20 protein-coding genes and 1 pseudogene are annotated in these 19,155 nt (G+C 45.7%); 7 read left to right on the top strand and 14 right to left on the bottom strand.

From position 1 onward, the window contains the following. Positions 1 to 2: 2 nt before the first annotated feature. Positions 3 to 683, bottom strand: a complete 681-nt coding sequence (gene rppA, locus H6F77_RS15720) for a two-component system response regulator RppA (protein ID WP_190427931.1) — start codon at positions 681 to 683, stop codon at positions 3 to 5. A 264-nt stretch (positions 684 to 947) separates the two neighbouring features. On the opposite strand from rppA, the gene H6F77_RS15725 reads away from it, so the two are divergent. Together H6F77_RS15725 and H6F77_RS15730 are read left to right on the top strand one after the other, a co-directional pair. Continuing rightward, positions 948 to 1,778 carry a DUF1206 domain-containing protein gene (locus H6F77_RS15725; RefSeq protein WP_190427929.1) on the top strand — a complete coding sequence of 277 codons (831 nt, stop codon included), beginning with the start codon at positions 948 to 950 and terminating at the stop codon, positions 1,776 to 1,778. 248 nt (positions 1,779 to 2,026) lie between these two features. After that, complete coding sequence (locus tag H6F77_RS15730; protein WP_190427927.1) at positions 2,027 to 2,263, top strand: hypothetical protein; 237 nt, start codon at positions 2,027 to 2,029, stop codon at positions 2,261 to 2,263. A gap of 156 nt (positions 2,264 to 2,419) precedes the next feature. Here the strand turns inward: H6F77_RS15730 and H6F77_RS15735 are convergent, their stop codons facing one another. From H6F77_RS15735 to H6F77_RS15765, 7 genes are all read right to left on the bottom strand, one after another. Continuing rightward, positions 2,420 to 3,061: a HesA/MoeB/ThiF family protein gene (locus H6F77_RS15735; RefSeq protein ID WP_190427925.1), complete on the bottom strand. Its 642-nt coding sequence runs from the start codon at positions 3,059 to 3,061 to the stop codon at positions 2,420 to 2,422. 41 nt (positions 3,062 to 3,102) lie between these two features. Continuing rightward, the gene (locus tag H6F77_RS15740) at positions 3,103 to 4,032 is read right to left on the bottom strand and encodes a hypothetical protein (RefSeq protein ID WP_190427923.1); all 930 of its coding nucleotides are present in this window, start codon (positions 4,030 to 4,032) and stop codon (positions 3,103 to 3,105) included. 120 nt (positions 4,033 to 4,152) lie between these two features. After that, positions 4,153 to 4,593 carry a bis(5'-nucleosyl)-tetraphosphatase gene (locus H6F77_RS15745; protein WP_190428042.1) on the bottom strand — a complete coding sequence of 147 codons (441 nt, stop codon included), beginning with the start codon at positions 4,591 to 4,593 and terminating at the stop codon, positions 4,153 to 4,155. 79 nt (positions 4,594 to 4,672) lie between these two features. Beyond that, on the bottom strand, positions 4,673 to 4,876 hold the full coding sequence (locus tag H6F77_RS15750; RefSeq protein ID WP_190427921.1) for a hypothetical protein: 204 nt from the start codon (positions 4,874 to 4,876) through the stop codon (positions 4,673 to 4,675). 235 nt (positions 4,877 to 5,111) lie between these two features. Then, a complete protein-coding gene (locus H6F77_RS15755; RefSeq protein WP_190427919.1) occupies positions 5,112 to 6,320 on the bottom strand; it encodes an AAA family ATPase in 1,209 nt (402 codons plus the stop codon). A 75-nt stretch (positions 6,321 to 6,395) separates the two neighbouring features. Further along, on the bottom strand, positions 6,396 to 6,956 hold the full coding sequence (locus H6F77_RS15760) for an RNA 2'-phosphotransferase (protein ID WP_190427917.1): 561 nt from the start codon (positions 6,954 to 6,956) through the stop codon (positions 6,396 to 6,398). Between the two features lie 18 nt (positions 6,957 to 6,974). Beyond that, positions 6,975 to 7,523: a DUF6939 family protein gene (locus H6F77_RS15765; protein WP_190427915.1), complete on the bottom strand. Its 549-nt coding sequence runs from the start codon at positions 7,521 to 7,523 to the stop codon at positions 6,975 to 6,977. A 6-nt stretch (positions 7,524 to 7,529) separates the two neighbouring features. Between H6F77_RS15765 and H6F77_RS15770 the strand changes: the two genes are divergently transcribed. After that, positions 7,530 to 7,772 (top strand): hypothetical protein, encoded by a 243-nt coding sequence (locus H6F77_RS15770; RefSeq protein WP_190489602.1) that lies wholly within the window; start codon positions 7,530 to 7,532, stop codon positions 7,770 to 7,772. Positions 7,773 to 7,839: 67 nt separating this feature from the next. Here H6F77_RS15770 and H6F77_RS15775 read toward each other — a convergent pair whose 3' ends face one another. Beyond that, positions 7,840 to 8,004 (bottom strand): hypothetical protein, encoded by a 165-nt coding sequence (locus H6F77_RS15775; RefSeq protein WP_190427913.1) that lies wholly within the window; start codon positions 8,002 to 8,004, stop codon positions 7,840 to 7,842. Between the two features lie 140 nt (positions 8,005 to 8,144). On the opposite strand from H6F77_RS15775, the gene H6F77_RS15780 reads away from it, so the two are divergent. After that, positions 8,145 to 8,495: a hypothetical protein gene (locus H6F77_RS15780; RefSeq protein WP_190427911.1), complete on the top strand. Its 351-nt coding sequence runs from the start codon at positions 8,145 to 8,147 to the stop codon at positions 8,493 to 8,495. 76 nt (positions 8,496 to 8,571) lie between these two features. Here H6F77_RS15780 and H6F77_RS15785 read toward each other — a convergent pair whose 3' ends face one another. From H6F77_RS15785 to H6F77_RS15795, 3 genes are all read right to left on the bottom strand, one after another. Beyond that, entirely contained in the window at positions 8,572 to 9,567 is a 996-nt protein-coding gene (locus H6F77_RS15785; protein ID WP_190427909.1) for an RNA ligase family protein, read from the bottom strand. Positions 9,568 to 9,796: 229 nt separating this feature from the next. Next, entirely contained in the window at positions 9,797 to 10,525 is a 729-nt protein-coding gene (locus tag H6F77_RS15790) for a DUF4291 domain-containing protein (RefSeq protein WP_199313365.1), read from the bottom strand. After that, the gene (locus H6F77_RS15795; RefSeq protein WP_514131593.1) at positions 10,515 to 12,101 is read right to left on the bottom strand and encodes a hypothetical protein; all 1,587 of its coding nucleotides are present in this window, start codon (positions 12,099 to 12,101) and stop codon (positions 10,515 to 10,517) included. Before H6F77_RS15795 ends, H6F77_RS15790 begins: the two co-directional genes overlap by 11 nt. Positions 12,102 to 12,443: 342 nt before the next feature. On the opposite strand from H6F77_RS15795, the gene H6F77_RS15800 reads away from it, so the two are divergent. Further along, the gene (locus H6F77_RS15800) at positions 12,444 to 13,715 is read left to right on the top strand and encodes a DNA cytosine methyltransferase (protein WP_190427907.1); all 1,272 of its coding nucleotides are present in this window, start codon (positions 12,444 to 12,446) and stop codon (positions 13,713 to 13,715) included. An 83-nt stretch (positions 13,716 to 13,798) separates the two neighbouring features. Here the strand turns inward: H6F77_RS15800 and H6F77_RS15805 are convergent, their stop codons facing one another. Beyond that, positions 13,799 to 14,347, bottom strand: a complete 549-nt coding sequence (locus H6F77_RS15805; protein WP_190427905.1) for a rhodanese-like domain-containing protein — start codon at positions 14,345 to 14,347, stop codon at positions 13,799 to 13,801. A gap of 497 nt (positions 14,348 to 14,844) precedes the next feature. Between H6F77_RS15805 and mutL the strand changes: the two genes are divergently transcribed. Then, complete coding sequence (gene mutL / locus H6F77_RS15810; RefSeq protein WP_190427903.1) at positions 14,845 to 16,569, top strand: DNA mismatch repair endonuclease MutL; 1,725 nt, start codon at positions 14,845 to 14,847, stop codon at positions 16,567 to 16,569. A 5-nt stretch (positions 16,570 to 16,574) separates the two neighbouring features. Here mutL and H6F77_RS15815 read toward each other — a convergent pair whose 3' ends face one another. Then, positions 16,575 to 17,882 carry a cation:proton antiporter gene (locus H6F77_RS15815; RefSeq protein ID WP_242022182.1) on the bottom strand — a complete coding sequence of 436 codons (1,308 nt, stop codon included), beginning with the start codon at positions 17,880 to 17,882 and terminating at the stop codon, positions 16,575 to 16,577. Positions 17,883 to 18,075: 193 nt separating this feature from the next. Between H6F77_RS15815 and H6F77_RS15820 the strand changes: the two are divergent. Continuing rightward, a pseudogene (locus H6F77_RS15820) lies at positions 18,076 to 19,152 on the top strand (cytochrome P450). The last annotated feature ends 3 nt before the right edge of the window (positions 19,153 to 19,155 follow it).

Genomic DNA, 19,155 nt, shown 5'->3' on the forward strand with positions numbered 1-19,155 from the left:
GACTAATGACTATTTAAACGATATCCCACACCATAGACAGTTTCGAGGACGCGATCGCATCCATATTCAGCTAATTTACGACGCAGCAGCCGCATCTGAGCCGCCACCACATTACTCATCGGTTCTGCGCCCAATTCCCAAAGCTGATTTAGAAGTTGGTCGCGAGTAACAATCTGCGTCGGATGCTTCATAAAATACTCTAGCAGTTGAAATTCCTTAATAGTCAGAGGAATAGCTTGCTTATTCTGATAACAAACCGTATGAGTAGTGTAATCTAAAGTCAAACTGCCAACTTGCAGAGCTGGGGCTTGAAGTTGAGGCGATCGCCTTTGCAATGCCCGCAACCTCGCTAACAGTTCTGCCATGCCAAACGGCTTTATTAAATAATCATCAGCACCAGCATCTAACCCAGCAACTTTATCTTCCATACTGTCTTTAGCAGTTAGCATCAAAACTGGTAGAGGATTATTTTGCTGCCGTAGCTTTACACATAACTCGATTCCTGATAAACCTGGTAGTAACCAATCGAAAATAGCCAGCGTATATTGCGTCCACTGGCTTTCTAAAAATTCCCATGCTTGCGTGCCATCCAGAACCCAATCAACTATATACGCTTCCTGGCTTAAGGTTCGTTTAATTGCCGCACCCAAATCAGGCTCATCTTCGACTAAAAGTATCCGCATCAGATGTTTTACTAAGTTGTATAAACGACTAGTGAGAGAGAGAAAAGTCGCTTAAGTTTATTCAGCACTCAGCACTTTTCAAAATATTAGTTAAGCACTTAGATAGATGTGGTAAAAACTAATTATTGTTAAAAAATGGTTGGAACACCATTTTGGTTTATCTTTGCAAAACTTAAAATTTTATGACTGATTAAAGGCAAGAGTTTCAAAATCCAAAATGGCATAACCCACCAATTACTGATAGCCAAGCAGAGACATAATATTATGAACACCGGACAAAAAGACCCCATAACTGGCGCTAATTCTTCTGAGTGGGTGGAGAGGCTGGCACGTTTGGGCTTTGGAGCCAGAGGGGTGGTTTACGCCACCGTGGGAGTGCTGGCGGCGCAGGCGGCGTTTGGTGCAGGCGGCAAAACCACTGATACTAAGGGTGCGCTGCAAAGCATTGTGACGCAGCCGTTTGGGAAATTCTTACTGGCTATAGTAGCTTTCGGCTTGCTTGGTTACGTGCTGTGGCGTTTCGTGGAAGCGATCGCCGATCCGGAAAACAAAGGCACCGATGCCAAAGGTCTTGCACTGCGTTTGGGATACGCTGGCAGCGGCTTGATCTATGCTGGGTTAGCCTGGAGTGCAATTAAGCTGATCCTGGGTTCGGGAGGCGGCGGTAATAGTAATTCTTCGCAAGACTGGACAGCACGCTTGTTAGCGCAACCCTTCGGTCAATTTCTAACTGGAATTGTTGGAGCCGCCGTCATCGGCATGGGCTTCTATCAATTTTACAGAGCTTACAAAGCCAAATTCCGCAAAAAGTGGAAAATCAGCGAGATGAGCCAACAAGAGGAGAAATGGGCGACACTCGCTAGCAGGTTTGGTATTGCTTCTCGTGGTGTTGTTTTTAGCATTATCGGTCTTTTTCTACTCCAAGCGGCGCGGCAGTCGGATGCCACTCAAGTTGAGGGACTAGGTGGTGCCTTGGCAGCACTAGCACGACAGCCTTTTGGCCCTTGGCTTTTAGGAATTGTTGCCTTCGGTCTAATCGCTTATGGTATTTATAATTTCGTAGAGGCGCGGTATCGACGGATTCAGACTAGGTAAATTAATGTCAACAGCTCGGTGCCGAGTTTATCTTGTTCCCAGGCCGCAGCCCAGGAACGAGATTTTAATGCAGAGGTAATGGCAATAGGCTTTAAGGTGGTTCAATAGATAGTTAGGTGTTTTTCTATAGCAATTCGAGGGTTTGGTGCGATACATCTAAGGGGACATAGCATTGCCATGTCCCCTTAGAACCGCGATATATTCCACCCAAGTGAGAAACACTATAAATTCAGCTATTTGTAGAAGCTATGCTCAACAAACATGATGAGTTGTTACTGAAGGATCTAAAGCTTCAACCACTTTGGCTGCTCCAGTTATATGTAGTTCTAGGAGTGGTGGCAGCAATTTCTGGATTCGTTATTGAGAGCGGAAATCTTTCAAAAGCTGCTTGTTTAGGAGGTGGTTTCCTGATCGCTTTGGGAGCTGAAAAATTGGTAACGCACCGAATCAGAAAAGCTGCACTTTCTCTGGTTAACAGAAATTAACGCTGTTTTTCATGCTCAGGACTTACGCAGTTAATTAGTGAATGCCTGATTCTGTCGTAGGGGCATGGCAATGCCCCTACAGTGTGTTGACGTGCGTAAGCCTTAATGCTTTTTCTCGCACTTCTCGGTCTAAGTGCAATATTTAAGCTGTAAAATTCAAAAGTTATCAAATGGTTTGACGGCAAAATCTCCCAGCGTCACTGTGAAACTTTCTTTATTCCCAGTGGCAACAAAAGTGACAATAACTTCACAAGCCACCGCCACAGCCAACATTACCAAATTTCTTGCCAGCGGGTAGTCGCAAACATCATCATTTGCTGGGGAAGGAACACGATAAATTTCGTTCCAGATAACCTCGGCATAGTCGGAAGCTAAGCCGACGTGTAGGCAAGGAATATTTGCATTGGTGCAATAATCTTTGACAACTTGACGACTGGTGCTGTTGTCAAAAGTATCAATGACAATACCGCTACCAGCAAGCAATTGGGCGACGTTTGCCGATGTTAATTCTTTGGAACGCCCATCGACTGCGACACCCAAGGCGCGATAAATAGTATTAGTGAGAATTTTCGCTTTGTACGCACCAACGTCTGAACGGTAGTAAGGCTGGGTGGAGAGGTTGCGTTCTTCAATGCGATCGCGATCGATTGTCACCAGTTTACCAAAACCCGAACGCGCCAGATTTTCCGTAATATTTGCACCCAGCGCCCCCACACCGCAAACAGTCACCGGGACATCGCGCAGCTGTGCCATTAATGCGGGTGTTCTGTGGAGTTGTTCGTGAAAGAAAATAGACATATTGGTAATGGCTAATTGTTAATTGCTAATTGCTAATAACTTCAGAAATCCCAGTTATCTCGCGCTTCGATGACACCTACCAGGGATTGCAAGTCAAAATCGCGATCGCGTCCGCTTAAGCAAATGCCAGAACTGATAACTGTAAGATCCTTTTTGTCAATAGCAGAAGTGTGCGACTCACCGTTGCTAGTAGTCCACTCGATCTGCCAATAGTCACCGCGATCGCGAAATTCCCGCAAATCGCCTCCACCCATCCGCAGCGCTTCCTGCAAGCGTCCTTCATCACCGTCCGCCTTACGTCGCGGTCTTTCCACGCGCCGCACCTGTTTTCTAGTTTGTCGCGTCCGCCGCTGACGTTCGATTGATTGCTGTTGCTGTCTTCGGCGCTGGTATTCTTCCGTCTGCTGCAACGCCAAATCATACACAGTACGCATCTCTGGAGTCATCCCAGCAAAGCGAATATTTTGATCCGACAAAGAGCGCAGATGCGATCGCAGTTGTTCCCCAACCAGCGGATCGCCACGTCGATCGACTTCATCAAACCACCAGACACCACCATCCCAACGCGCAATTATCGGCTCAAAAACCCCTCCCTCAGTCACCAAATGCACTATCGCTGGCTTAGCGACACCCAAGCGCTGCTGCATATCAGATTCATTCACAGGATAAGCCAGCCACGTCTGCCCTTGCAAAACATAAGCCAGACGCAAACGCAAAGGCTTTAGCAACTTGAGATATTCCGCCACCTGCACAAGGCTGGGTTCCTCCACCATCTCAGCCGTTTTTTCATTTACCGGCTGAAAAATGCCCCATCCTTCAAAGTCTTGTGGCTGAGGGGAGAAAGTGTAGATAATGTTTGCAACACGCGATCGCACCTTTCCCCCACGCACACACGGCGCGAAAAACTCAGTATCGCGCAACTGCACTTCCTGTGCAGCTATTTCATTTATCAGTTTGCGGATATCTGCCATAGTCTTGCCTTCTTTAGTATTAAATTGGGTAAATTTTGTTGGCTGGATTGAGAACCGAAACTCAGCACACTACAAATTTAGTCATTTTTCAACCGTAAAAAAGTAAGTTTACTGATATTTTTATCTAAAAATTCTAGATTCATCCTCCATAAAATACAAATTCAACTGTTCCAGCAAAGCATCTATAGTTTGTTTTTGAATTGCATGAGGCGGATTCCATTCCACCCAGGTAAAATTGCCGTGTTCACTACAAATTACATTCACTTCGTGCTTCAGCCATCCCAGAAAAATAACCACCGTCTTATTAACAGTTTCACCACCGTATCGTTTGTAGCGGAGTTGATAACTATGGCTGAAGCGAAATTGCGGATCAAAATCTAAGTCGCTGGCTGCAATACCCGTTTCCTCATATAGTTCGCGTATAGCACAACCCCACTCATCCTCGCCAAATTCAATATGACCTTTTGGCAAATCATAACGATGGGTATGCTGCATCAGCAGGAAACTTAAACGCGGCTCCCTTCTGATGACGATTACGCCGCAGGACTTTACTTGTCGCATATTTAGGATGTTTTTACTTTTGAGAGTATGCTGTGCGCGATCACGCACAGCGTAAACTTGGAAAGCCACAGCCTCCAAATTATATTTTCAATACTTTTTCTGCACTTTCGATAACAAAATTCTTTCCAATTTCTCTAGGATTCCATCCTTGGCTTTGAGCATAGTTTATGACGTGCTTTACAATCTTCGGAGTTATAGAAAATGTTTGCTCATCATCACCCCACCAAAAGCCGAATAAAACTTTTGCCTCAAATTTTCCTTCTTCTGCATTCGCGATGCTCAATAGTCAGAGATATTGCTATGTCTACATCTTTGGAAAACGGAGAAAATTTTCCAAACCTTACCCGCTTCGCTATCCAATAATACTCCTCATTTTCTACATATATTTTTCGCCTTCCCTGCTTTGATAGACTCATAGTTACTATCAGAACTATTTACTGCTGTCAAATATTGATTTTATAGAGATGTTGTATACAACGTCTCTACACCTGTGCGTTCTCTGTACTTGGATCGGTTCGTTACACAAATCTGTGAATAAATTCATGAGTTAAATCAACCCTTCCCTTGCGTAGAACGGCGGGATCTAATCTTTCTGTCGTGTTGCAAGTCATCAAAATCACCAGTTTTTGTTTAGCCTGAATACCAGATTCATCAATTACACTTTGATACAAAGTTCCATCCAGCAAGCTCAAAATATGCTCAGTTTTATTATTATTCTGAGCAGCATCCAAAGCTCGATTTTTGGCTAAATTGTCAGCTTCATTGATGATGATACAAATTCGCTCCAAATAACTTGGTGGAACAAAATTCTCAACCGCATCGTGATCCAGAATAAAAATGACATATCCTAGAGGCGCGAGAATTTCCTTAGCTACAGCTTGCGTCCAAGCAGTTTTACCTGTACCAGGATCTCCATTTACTAACACAGCCAACTGATTTTGGTCGAGAATCGCCTGCTGTACTGTATCAGTAAAGCCTTGAATATCCTCTGGAAAAGACCGAATTGGAAACTGACTGTGAATCTGTCCCACGCGGCTTTGGTAGCCACTCAGCATCACCGCCAAATTATAAGTTGCTTTATTAATCAGTGGCGCTAGTTCCTTAGCCATCAGGGTATAGCGTCGCCGTCCCCTGTCTAAGTTTTCGATTTCTAGCCAAACTTGTTGCTTAGACCAGAAAGCATAAACTGTGTTAATAATGTCGAGGCGTTCCCAATTAACAAACCGATCTACAGGATAATAAAAATGTCTGTCTAGATAATATTGGGTAATCATATCCGGACGCTCCACTAAATCCAGAATTTTGAAAATAGTAATTTCCTGTAATCGGTTCAAAACGTAATCAATGGGAATACTATTGCGGCTTACGAATTGGATGACAGGCGCATCAACCCATAAAACATCTTTATACCGATAATCTGGGGTAGGAGGTTCGGGAGTAATGTAGTTCCAAAACTCATCTACTTCGTATCGCGTATTCTCAGAAAAGACATTTAATATATTTGCCCACCAGGTATATTCGTTGCGTCCCATAGCATCAGCAATATCGCTGGCTAAGTCCAAACCTTTTTGTGTTAGCTCCTTAGAGTCGTTAAACAAAAGATGCCACAGAAACCCCCAGTCAAGCTGTCGGTTTAAGGGTCGCCAGCCAGCGCCCAATAAACCTTTTGCTTGCGGGTTTTTGGGTGTAGAATTGTCTTCTTGGTTTCCAAAATATCCTGATCCCATAGTTTCAGTTATTCTCGCTTTGTTGTGTATTTATGGGGAAGCGATCGCTAGTTTTAGTAAAACACTTTCTTGTATTTATCCAACAGCCTTTAATATCTGTTGCAGATATTCGGGTGAAACGCTATCCACTAGCCAAACCCCATTCTCAGAACAATAAAATTCATATCCTGCTTTGTGCATTGCAGCAGCATCTACCGCAAAAACTACTGGGCGACCATGACGTTTACCTACAGCTTCGGCTGTCGCAATATCCGGCGATAGATGAACGTGATGCCGTGACATTTTCCGAAGACCATTCTGCATAATTGATTCGACGGATTTGTGTCCTGTACCGTGGTATAGCACATCTGGAGGTACAGCGGGTTCCAATTGCAAATTAATTTCTACGCTATGCCCTTGGTTAGCACGAATTAAGGTGCCTGTAGAGTCATAAGAAAAGCGTTTTTTATCATTTTGTGCGACTACCTCATCTAATTCAGCGCGGGTAATGGGAAATCTGTGCTTTTTACACGCTGTTAAAAGTTCATCTACCGAAATCCAGCCTCCAAGCGCAAGTTCAAGACCAATCTCCCCAGGATTGTGCCGCAGAATATAACTGAGATATTTGCTGATTTTAACTTGGCGTGAATTGTTCATCTAATAACTCTTTTCATTTTAACCATGCCAGTTACCTTCCAGGTATCGCTTGACTAAACCTGCGTGTGATAAAGGACTAGATAAATCATCTAGGTCGCAGTTGGTTTCATAATCTAATAACAAAACTGTTTGTTCTGCACTAAGTTGTTTCAGTTCGTCGAGTTGGTTCCCAAGACAATTTTCTAGCACCCATTTATACGAAGGTAGGTAAATAACACGACGTGCGTCTGCATAGGACAAAAGTTTGTCTCCTGTTAAGCCTGCACGATGTCCTAATACTTTTCCATAAATTCTTGTCGTGCGCTTGATACCCTTCATATTAGTTATGCTGAGTTTGCTCTTGTCTACGTCAGCAGACTCAAAAACTTTCAACCCTTGCCAAATCCCTTCTACACTCATGCTGAAGTGTCCCGGCGAAAAAGGAACGGGAATTCCTCCATGCGGGTAAAAAGGGCTAAAGCGCAGCCAAGGTTCTGAACCACGCGAGGTAAGGTCAACGATAGCGGCTTCCCCATAGCGTTGACGCAAATCGCGGGAGGTGCGGCGACTTTTTACAAAAAGCGGCATTGTAAAGTGCCTAGGCTTAGAGTGGAAGAGGATACGAGTATTTGTATTATAAGGTACTACAGAAAAACCGGACAGATTCCCGATGTCTATGGTTACTCTCGTTCCCAATCTCTGACTGGTAACGCAATTTTGGAGGCAAAGCCTCCCTTCCAAAGTTCTAGAAAACTTACTTATGGGGCTTTACTTAACTTCTACCATTCCCAGTCAGAAATTGGGAACGAGAAACGCCGAATCAATCCAAAATCGTAAATCTAAAATCCAATCGATTGACGACTTGTACTTTAAAGACATTCATAAATCACCTATTGTAATTTTTTCAATACCACAGAATTTGCTTTTGAAACAAAGTTTGGAGTTTTTTGCCCTTTCCCTTAACACGACAAGTGCGTTTTAGCACCGCCAAATCCTCTGGATGCTTTTCCAGCACCTGCTCCCACACGGCAAGGGCTACCTCTTTGTAGGCTGTTTGTAAGTCACTCATGCTGTATACTCCATAACATCTTGACCAACACATCTACCAAAGGTTAGATTGAAAAAAATGTGTTCTTCTGACCCACCTAAAGATGTGTGCCTTATTGAGTGACGTTGCTAGAGGACTATTTGTTGAGGAGAAATTACAAAATGTTTCATAAGTCGTTTCGTAATGCTATGGTGGCTGTTGCTCTATCGCTACCAGTAGTTTCGCTGACAGCCCATAATGCCTTAGCTGACCAGCGCGACTTCACAGTTATCAACAAAACTAGTAGTCCCATCCGTCACCTGTACGTCTCATATACTGGCGAGGACAAATGGGGTGAAGATATCCTGGGTAAGGATCTTCTAGCCGTTGGCGAGTCTACGTTGATATACTTCACTGGCGATGATAAGGTATGCAGCTATGACATCAAAGCTGTATTCGAGGATGGAGAAGAGGCGGAAGACTATAAGGTGAATCTTTGCGAGACTGAGACTTATAGCTTTACTGAGAATTAAGGAAGTTGGTAGGGTGGGCTTCTTCCCACCCAACACAGCTGCAATGCCAGCAAAGTTCCGCTACTGTTGAGATTGGCTAATGCAACTCAGTACCGTCCTTGCGAAGTAAGTAGCGATCGCTAATTAATTTCAGCACCACCCGTCCGATTTCTGGATGCGTCCTCTCCACTAAAGACTGTACGATAACACCCTCCATCATGCAATCTGGGCTAATTACACTGTCAGCATTGTTAAACTGAGACACCGCTTCCCAACTGTAAGCACCGATATAGAGGACGGGTACTCTTGGCAAAGAAAACTCCTCGCAAAACTCTACAAATTCGGTGTAATTCAGGAATCTGCTGTCGCGACTTACAGCAAATAGAGCGATTTCAATCTTACCATTCTGCAAACCATATTTAATGTCTTGTACACCGTAAATTTCCCCAAATACCTGAGTGTTTAGCGGCAGTTTATGCAAAGCCGAATTTTCCTGATAAGCCCGGATATAGGCTAAGCTTTTATTCGTTTCATTGTTCTTCCAGAAGTAGTTGTGGCTACCTATCCGCGTGGTTCCTTCAGTATCGACGAAGACGGTAAAATTCGTGCCATGCAGCTTTTCCGTTACCACTACTTCTTCCCCAGGATAGAGGACATCGCGGTATCTTTTCAGATTCTCCGGACTGGGAAATTTGTAATGTCCAATTGGCGCTTCCATATCCCCATTCTTGATACTCTGAGGCAAAGGATATTCGTACTTTGTTACCCCAAAATATTCTGTATAGTCATCTCCCACATTCCCGGTAAAATTTTCACCCACAGGAATTAGCAAACCTTCAGAGAAGATGCCACGCAGTTTCGCCGCCCGCAGTTTCTTAGAGTAGTAAGGACGAATCCCAAATACATCAAGATACTGTTCTGGGATAACACTATCAATCGGAAAGTAGAACGCCAAATCTCCAGGTTTAAAATTCCCCTTAGCGGTAATAACCTGATACGCCATTCCTTCAAAAGTGCAAATATCCAATCTGTCTGCGTTTGGGTGAGAAATGACGGTGTTTATTTTGACTACTTCTACTTTAAAAATGCTCATAGCTATTTCTAGAAGTTGTTGAAATATTTTGGCTTTTGCAGCTTTTTGGCCTTTGCTTTAACACAACGAACAGGTTTTAGCGCTGCTAAGCCGTTTAAATGATGTTTCGTTACAAAGTTGCCACAAGGAAAGGGCTACCACTTTGTAAACTGTTTGTATATCATGCACAGTATTACCTTTAGAAAAAAGTAGGTACGAACCCACTAAGTCTGTAGGAATTCTCGATTGTTTAAGGTGAAGTTTCTGTTTTAATGGCTGATAATCTCAGCCTCTTGGCAATATCTGACTGCTTCACCGGATACACCGCTTCATAAGGTGTCATTAGGCGTGTCAAATTATGAGACTGAACGTATTGATACTGCTGCTGCACAAATTCTGAGATGTCCTCAATGTTGACAATCCAATCGCGAGCATACTGGGATAGTAATTCACCCCGCAGTCCTAGCTGAATAGTACGTCGCTCCAGCTTTACCCCCGATGGATGATGATCCGGGTCCCATTGCAGCCTGACAGAGGAGCGCTTAACAGCTTGTTTCCAGTCTTTTTCACTTGAATATACCTCCGGCAAAAAACTAGAATGAACCGCTGCTGCCAAGATGGTATCGAAAGCCGCACGTTGAAGCCGGATAGCCAAGACAACTTCTTGCCCAGCTTTAGTTCCCCATCCTGAGCGATACATCATCCATAGAAAGTTAGGCTTAATCCAGCTCATACGGTTTAGGCTGAACTCGCCTCCAAAATAACCGTGCTGGACGGCAAAGTGACCAATAGCAGGACGATAAGCTTGGTAGACAACTACCGACGTGTTGTCAAACTGAGCCAAAATGTGACAACCAGACTTCGGCCAGTGGTTTACTTGCGTTAGATAATGTTCAGTCAATAGGTTCACGCCAATCCTCCAATACTGAGCAATCGAAAGTAGGGTGATTTCCACCCTACCCTGCTTGTTACTTGTCATCCCGGACTGGCAATGGTGTCTCCAGAATTTCCATTAGCAACTCTAGCCGCGAAGGACGAGACAGGAGCGGGATAAGATTCGGCAACGAGTAGTAGTCACCCGCAAAGGTGAAAGTATCTACCTGCGCGTGTCTTTCCTGCAATCTGCGTTCCATCCAGTCATAGGGATAACCTACTTTGATGATGAGGACGCTTGGCTCTACTTTCAGGTCGCGCTTGTAAGCTTCATAAGTTTCCACAAAGTGGGGCGCTTTGTTTTCTCCTTCGTCTGTAACTAGGATGATTTGCTCCACACGTTGCTTTCTCAGGCGCATCGCTTCCAACGCGCAACCGATGCTGGTAGCACCGCTGGCTTTGATGTGCTGGAAGGCACGTTCCCAGTCGCTTAACTGCTTCCCCGCAGCTTTGATGGGGTAAGGCATGGTGTCAAAGGCGTAGACGAATAAATCTGCCGCAGCAATGCCGGAAATTAGGGCGGCGATGCGCTTACCAACTTCGATGGCATTTTCCATTGAGCTAGATTTATCGACTAGGAGAGCAGTTGGCTGGGAAATTTTGCCGCGCTTTTTTACCTGTTCGTCCATCACGCGCTCTAACTTAGCGGCTGTATCTGCCTCTAGGTTGGCGACATCTGCCGCTACTCGCGCCTTTAAAGCCGCTACTCGCCCATCAGTTTGCGCTTTCTCCAGTTTCTCGTCGATGAGTGCTTTTACCTGGGGGTTTTCCATCGCACCGCGAGTTTGGAGTGACTTGAGGTTGTTTATTACCTCTTGGGGTGTCATAGAGTTAATCAGCGCTACTAGCACTGTGGGTGTCATCTGTTTGATGGCTCCCACAGCAACTGTGTAGGGGATTTTGTGTTCTACAATCAGTTGCGCTTGCTCTAGGGGTGAAGATGCGATCGCCATCAGCTTTAGCGCAAAGGCTAAACTATCTTCTGGCGGGTTGTCTTTGAACAATACCGCATCAGCGCGATCGCTAGGGCGTATATGCAAGCTAGCATAAAGATGCTTTATCGCCTGACGCGCTCGTAGTGCCGCACGGTCAAAGAACGCAGGATTTTTTTCCCGTTCCTTTAAATAGCGTCGCACAGCAGTACGAGTAGAACGCGGCAATTTACCCCGATACTGCTTCAAAAAGTCTACAATCCGCGCTACCTGATAAGGCGGAAACTCCTGCAACAGCACAAACCCCGCATCCCGGTGTTCGGTCAACTTGCTGGTGAGTAAATTGCCAACAAATACCTCTTTGTGGTCGCGGACATCACCTTGGCGCTGATACCATACTGCTAAATGTCCATAAAAAATCGGGTCGCCCTCCACCATATTCTGATGAACTTCAGCTACTTTCTCTAGCTCCCGGTGGGGTGTAGTGAGCAGACTATTTAGCATATCTAAACGCACGTCGCGCTCTGTTGCTTGCACAGGAATCACCTCTATATAAGTCACCCCGTACAAGTTGAGAAAGCTCTTGGCTACTTTGTAAATAAGTATGTAAGCTTTCTCGGTTTGGATACGGGGCGAACGCTTGAAGAATTGGAAATTATATGCTCCGCGCAAGTCGGCAAAGCCGTTCACTTTCTCTGATGCTCTACCACTGAGCTACATCTCCAATTGGAGATAATGGGATTTGAACCCATGGCAACCAGAACCCTATGTGTGTATGCTTCACTCGTTAGGGCGCAAAGCGGTAAATTATAAGCTGCGAATTAGCTGATGTCGCTTTTAGGCGGCTACTCGCAGATGAGTTCAAATTTAACTACTCTTTTATACTACACAAATACTACAACATCGTCAAGGGACTGGAAAAAATAATTTTCACTCTCGTAGGCAAAAAAAGTCCCAAGTCAGAATATATATATAGACAGGCGGTAAAATACAAATTCCCTGGCTTTGCCAGAACTCCTTCATGGGAATAGTATGCTTGATTTCTGTCGCCGCCCAGTTGCCGTCGATTTATTTGCTGGTGCGGGGGGATTTTCCCTGGGAATTGAGCAGGCTGGGTTTGATGTGGCGGTGGCGGTTGAGGTTGACCCGATTCACGCCGCAACTCATGCTTATAACTTTCCCCACACCAAAGTTTTGTGTGCAGACGCGAGGAAGTTATCAGGTAAGGCAATTAAAGAAGCGGCGATACAAGCTAGTGGGGAGATTGACTTAGTAATCGGGGGGCCACCTTGCCAAGGTTTCTCTTTGATGGGGAAGCGGTGTCTGGAAGATGAGCGCAACGACTTGGTATTTGAGTTCTGTAGATTAGTAGTAGAACTGCAACCCCGCTATTTTGTCATGGAGAATGTACCGGGGATTGCTCAGAAGGAACACGCGATTTATCTGGATTTGATTAATAGTGAGTTGGAAGCCGCGGGATACTGCATCACGCAACCTGTGAAGGTGTTAAAAACGGCAGAGTTTGGAGTACCGCAGAATCGGAAGCGTTTGATTTTATTGGGTTCTCGTGCTGGAGAACGCCAGCTTGAGTATCCTAAACCCCTAATTCCTAATCCCCAATCTGTATTTACCACAGTCAGGGATGCGATCGCAGACTTGCCCAACCTGGATGACTTTCCCGAACTCCTGACAAGCGATGAAGTCTTGCTTGAACGGCGACAGCTTAAAAAAATGCGCTCCCTAGCCAGCCTCTATGCACAGCAGCTAATGGAAGCTTCCCCCGACCTTAATAATTTTGCCTATCGTCGGCTAAGTTGTGGGAATCTGTTGACGGGATCTCTGCGAACCCAGCACTCTACTACCTCAATTGAGCGTTTCCAGAAAACTCTACCTGGTGAGTTGGAATCTGTAAGCAGATTTAGACGCTTGCATTGGGATAAACTTTCACATACTTTAAGAGCCGGAACTGGCTCTGGAGGCGGTCGCTACACTTCTCCCCGTCCAATTCATCCGGATTACCACAGAGTTATTTCTGTACGCGAAGCAGCGAGATTGCATTCTTTTCCAGACTGGTTTCGCTTTCACACAACAAAATGGCACGGGTTCCGACAAATTGGGAACTCCGTGCCACCATTGTTGGCAAGGGCTGTGGGTCGTCAAGTTATTGCCTCGCTGGGCATTATCCCACCCAAGCCAAAAGAGCCTATAGAATTAGGGAACACTCAACTACTCCGGTTTAATCCGTGGGAAGCTGCTCGGTATTGGTCAGTCAGTAGTCAGGGAATTGTCAAGTTGGAAAGCTGAAACGTTCTCAGGTTCTAACAACGCCTCCAACCTACCCTTTGAGCTACAAACCTGCAAAGACGAATCAATCCCACCAGCCAAACTTACATATTTGCTTTCGGCTTATTTGCCTCATTTTTTACTTCAGATAGAACATTGTATCCTTCTGGCCCTGGAGGATTTGTAGATTCAGCAACGCCTTCTGTAGGGCCGCCGACTGCTTTCCATGCAGGAAAACCGCCTTTGAGTTCAGAAACGCACTGGAACCCAGCAGAGCGCATTTGGGAAGCTGCTTGAGCGGTTTGCTCGTCAGATTCGCCATAGACATAAATATCGCGAGTGGGCTGAAGACTTGTTTTGGCGCGGTCTACCAATTCCTCTAGGGGCATAGGCATGGCTCCCATGATGTGACCGTTGTTAAAAGTATCGCGATCGCGCACATCTAAAATTGTTAGAGCAGGCTCGCCCCATTCTAAACGGGCTTTCAGGTCGCTTACGCTTGATTGGGGTTTCAGTCCCGGTGGGGTGGGCGTAACTTCTGGTAGGGCATCTTTCGCTTTTAAAATGGTTTCTTCAACCTTGTTGGTAGCACTTTCCACAGTATCTGCAACTTTTTTTGAAGCATCTTCAATTTTATTTTGAATATTGTCCATGAGAAAATTTAACCAATCACATCAATAGAAATGTAATAGGAAGTTAACTTTTTATTTATCCTTCTCCAGAAAGAAGGTTAAAATAATCTTTCTTTAGACAGAGTTGACTATTAATTTCTCTGTTGTTGTAACCTACCAAATCTTTAGTTTTGTTAATCTTGCCTGACGCATTTGGTCTATATTTTTACGAATTGTAACAGTTTGGGGATAATGTGTTCCAAGGATGCGATCGCTCAGTTCTTAAACTTGCAGATACAGCAGTTTCGCTTGGGTGTAGTCTCGTTGAGAAAAGTAGAGAGTTGCCAGATTATCCAGACTGGAGGCTAATTATGTTTCTAAACGGATCGGTCTTGCCTGAGTAGAGAAGACTACAAAAGGCAGCAAAAAATCTAAATTTCTCTAAGCTGCGGGAAATGATTCTAATAACTCGCTAGACATCGCGCTATGCTGTATTGGGTGCTAACTACTTACGTCATGGCGCATTCCCAAGTTGTCCGGTGTCTGTTATTCAACCTTTACCCACAGAAGTAGTCCATTTGATAGCAGCTGGAGAGGTAATTGACTCTCTGGCTGCTGTAGTGCGGGAACTGGTGGAAAATTCTTTAGATGCTGGTGCAACGCGCATCAGTGTTTCCCTGTCGCCGGAACAGTGGCGAGTGCGGGTGGCAGACAATGGCTGCGGCATGAATTTGGTAGACTTGAAACAAGCAGCAGCTGCCCATAGTACCAGTAAAATCCGCGACTGCGAAGACCTCTGGAAGATTACCAGTCTGGGGTTTCGCGGGGAAGCGTTGCACAGTTTGGCAGCTTTGGCAGAATTGGAGATTTACAGCCGTTGTGCGGGAAGCACTGAAGGTTGGCGAGTGGTTTATAACTCGCAGGGGGAAGCGGTGCAGGTGGAGACAGTTGCGATCGCTCCCGGTACAGTTATCACCGTGGCAGATCTGTTTGGCAACTGGTTGGCGCGTCGTCAGGCAATGCCAACACAAGCACAACAGCTAAGAATAGTACAAGCTACAATTCAACAAATCGCCATTTGTCATCCCCACGTCACCTGGCAAATACAACAAAGCGATCGCCCTTGGTTCGCTCTCAGCCCAGGAACCAGCGCGAAACATATTCTGCCCCAAATTCTCCGAGAAGTGCGTTTGAACGATTTACAGCAACTCTCGGTTGAAGTTCCTACTCACCCAGAAAGTAGTCCACAGAGGGAGAAAACCAATCCCCAACCCCCAATCCCCAATCCCCAATCTAAAATCGACTTGGTGCTAGGATTACCAGACAGATGCCATCGCCGTCGTCCAGACTGGGTGCGGGTGGGGATGAATGGACGCTTGGTGAAATCTCAGGAACTAGAGCAAACTATATTGGGGGCTTTGGTGCGAATTGTGCCACGCGATCGCTACCCAATTTGTTTTCTCCATCTGAGGATTTGTGCTAGTCAAATTGACTGGAACCGTCACCCCGCCAAGTCAGAAATTTATTTACACCAGCTTTCTTACTGGCAAGATCAGGTGAAATCGGTAATTGAGCAAGCCTTACGCCTCAACGTCGAGACAATTCCTGAAAAAACCCTCACGCAACGGGTGGGAAAATTGCTCAAAGCGTCGGAAGCGCATAGTAGCTATAATGCAAGTCGTTCCATTCAACCGACACCAACTCAAGCTAGTGAAATAGGGTTATTGCCACTAAAAGCCGTTGCCCAAATTCACAACACCTATATTGTGGCAGAGCATCCGGCTGGGGTGTGGTTGGTAGAGCAGCACATCGCCCACGAACGGGTTTTATACGAGCAATTGTGCCAGACTTGGCAACTCGTACCCCTAGAACTACCAGCGATTTTAAATCAACTTTCACCCGCTCAGCTCGATCAACTTGAACGCATCGGTTTAGATGTAGAACCTTTTGGCGAACAACTTTGGGCGGTACGCACCGCACCCGCACCCTTGCGATCGCGCTCAGATTGTGCAGATGCTCTCTTGGAACTCAGTCTGGGAGGGGATTTGGAAGCTGCACAAGTGAGCCTAGCTTGCCGTAGTGCTATCCGCAACGGTACAACTCTCAGCTTGCTTGAGATGCAAACCCTGTTAGAACAATGGCAGCAAACACGCCATCCTCGCACCTGTCCCCACGGGCGACCAATTTATTTATCACTAGATGAATCAGCCCTCGCCCGTTTCTTCCGCCGTCATTGGGTAATTGGCAAAAGTCACGGTATTTAAAAGCTTTAACTGTTAGCTTCTACCTCCTCATTATTCTCTACTTTCTTGATTTTCCGCTCATACCAGTTCATCAAAGGAGTTGCGCTAATCCCATGTAGAAGTACAGAAATCACGATAACAATGTAAGTAATCCAGGCTATTTGTTCGCCCAAAGTGTCTTTTAATCCTTCGCCAAAGGCATAGGAAAGATAATACAAAGAGCCGACACCGCGAATGCCAAACCACCCAAATAACGAGCTGGTTGCAGGGCCAAAGTTTCGTCCGAGCAAGCTAATCCAAATTCCCAAAGGTCGAATTGCAAATAATAACAATACTGCTACTAAGATTCCTTGACCCGCGTAGTCGCGCATCGGTGCATATCTTAGTATTGTCCCCAATATCAAAATTGTTGCTACCTCCAGCAGTTTTTCAATTTGCTCGGTAAATTCAAATCGAGATTTTTGCTTTTCTGAATCTTCGTAAGTGCGCTGAACCACCACTCCAGCAACAAAAACCGCGAGAAAGCCATAACCGTTAACAACTTCTGTGAAGGAATAGGTCAGCAAAATTGTACTCAGCGCCACGAAATCTTCCATCAAGTTATCGACAGGGCGGAATTTTTGCAGTCGCTTGTCAATCCAGCCAACGCTTTTTGCTACAACAATTCCCATCACGATGGCGGCGGCGATCGCCCAAAGTAAATCAACAACTACCCACTCTTTAAACCAGTTTTCCCAGTTGTTATCTTTTAAGGAGTGAATGCCGAAATAAACAAAGGGAAAAGCTAAGGCATCATTCAACCCGCCTTCAGAAGTCAAACCAAAGCGCAACTCATCGCGATCGTCCATATTTTCCATCTGGACTTCTGAGGCTAATACTGGATCGGTGGGGGCGAGAATTCCTCCCAATAAAATAGCAGGACCCCAGTCCATTTTTAAAATAAAATGTCCAACGGCAGCGATCGCAAAAATTGAAATCGGCATCAGCAACCCAATCAGCCGCGCCGTGATATTCCAAGACCACAAATTCAGCGGACGATTCATCTTCAGCCCGCAGCTAAATACTGAGACAATCACCACAAATTCCGCCAGTCGTTCCAGAAACTCGGCATCTGGTCGGATCTGAACCAACTTAGTCCCGTATGGCCCCAACAAAATACCTACAATCAGGTAAATGATGGCATAGGAGAGAGGTAAACGGGCAATCCAGCCCGAACCCAACGTCACCATAAGCAGGAGTAGACCAATAACCAGCAGGTCAAGAATATATATATCTACAGGAGGGAAGAGCGCTTGCAGCATACAGTTAGCGATCGCACGATTGGCAACAAACATCTGAGCTTACTGCGAAGTCTCCCCGCTCTAAATCATCCTGTGTGATTATTTGTTATCCAGGTTGTGTATACCCTTGTACTTATGCCAACTTAGTTGGTGATGGACAATCAATATATTCTTACAAACTATTATGATGCCTCCTAGTCCGACGACTCCCAAACTACTACAGATGCTCCAGTGGCTGGCAAGCCCGATGACGTTTATGGATGCTTGCGCCGCACGTTACGGAGATATTTTCACATTGCCATTAGGCGCGAAGCTTGTCCCAGTGGTGTTCACAAGCAATCCCCAAGCGCTTCAAGAGATTTTGACAGATTCAAAGCATTTTGAAGCCCCAGGTGATACTAACCAGCTTTTCCAGCCTTTTCTAGGAGAGCGTTCCGTGATTACGGTGAGTGGCACGCGCCACCAGCGTCAGCGCCAGCTGTTAATGCCTCCCTTTCATGGGGAACGGATGCGAACCTATGGACAGGTGATGGGCGATGTCACAAAGCAAGTAGTTAGCCAGTGGAAAATTGGTCAACCGTTCTGCGTCCGTTCATCCACGCAAGCGATCGCTATGCGGGTGATTTTGAAGGCAGTGTTTGGTATAAATGAAGGATCGCGCTGTCATCAGATAGAGCAACTCCTCAGCGCCATGCTAGATGACATGAGTTCTCCCCTGAGTGTCGCTTTTCTTTATTTTCCGGCTCTGCAAAAGGATTTAGGTGCCTGGAGTCCGTGGGGAAAGTTTGTGCGCCGCAGACAGTAAGTTGACAAACTCATCTACGATCAGATTCAGGAACACCGAGCGCACCCTGACCCATCTCGCACAGATATTCTCACCTTGCTAATGTCTGCTCGTGGCGAAGCGGGGGAGGCGATGACGGATGTGGAGTTACGCGATGAATTGATGACCTTGTTAGTGGCAGGTCACGAAACTACGGCAACTGCCTTGGCTTGGGCGTTGTACTGGATTCACAAGCTGCCATCGGTGCGCCAGAAGCTACTACAGGAACTCAATAGCCTTGGTGATGACCCAGACCCCAACGCTATTTTTAAACTGCCCTATCTCAACGCTGTCTGCTGTGATCTGCGAATTTACCCGGTTGGGATGCTGCTCTTACCACGGGTGGTGAAAGCAGCGCGAACTCTTATGGGTTACGAACTCGATCCGGGTACGGTGATAATCGGTTCCATTTATCTGACGCACCGCCGCGAGGATTTATACCCGGAACCAGAGCAGTTTAAGCCAGAACGCTTTCTGGAACGTCAATTTTCACCTTTATGAATA

This window comes from Microcoleus sp. FACHB-831, assembly GCF_014695585.1.
Classification (GTDB): Bacteria; Cyanobacteriota; Cyanobacteriia; order Cyanobacteriales; family FACHB-T130; genus FACHB-831.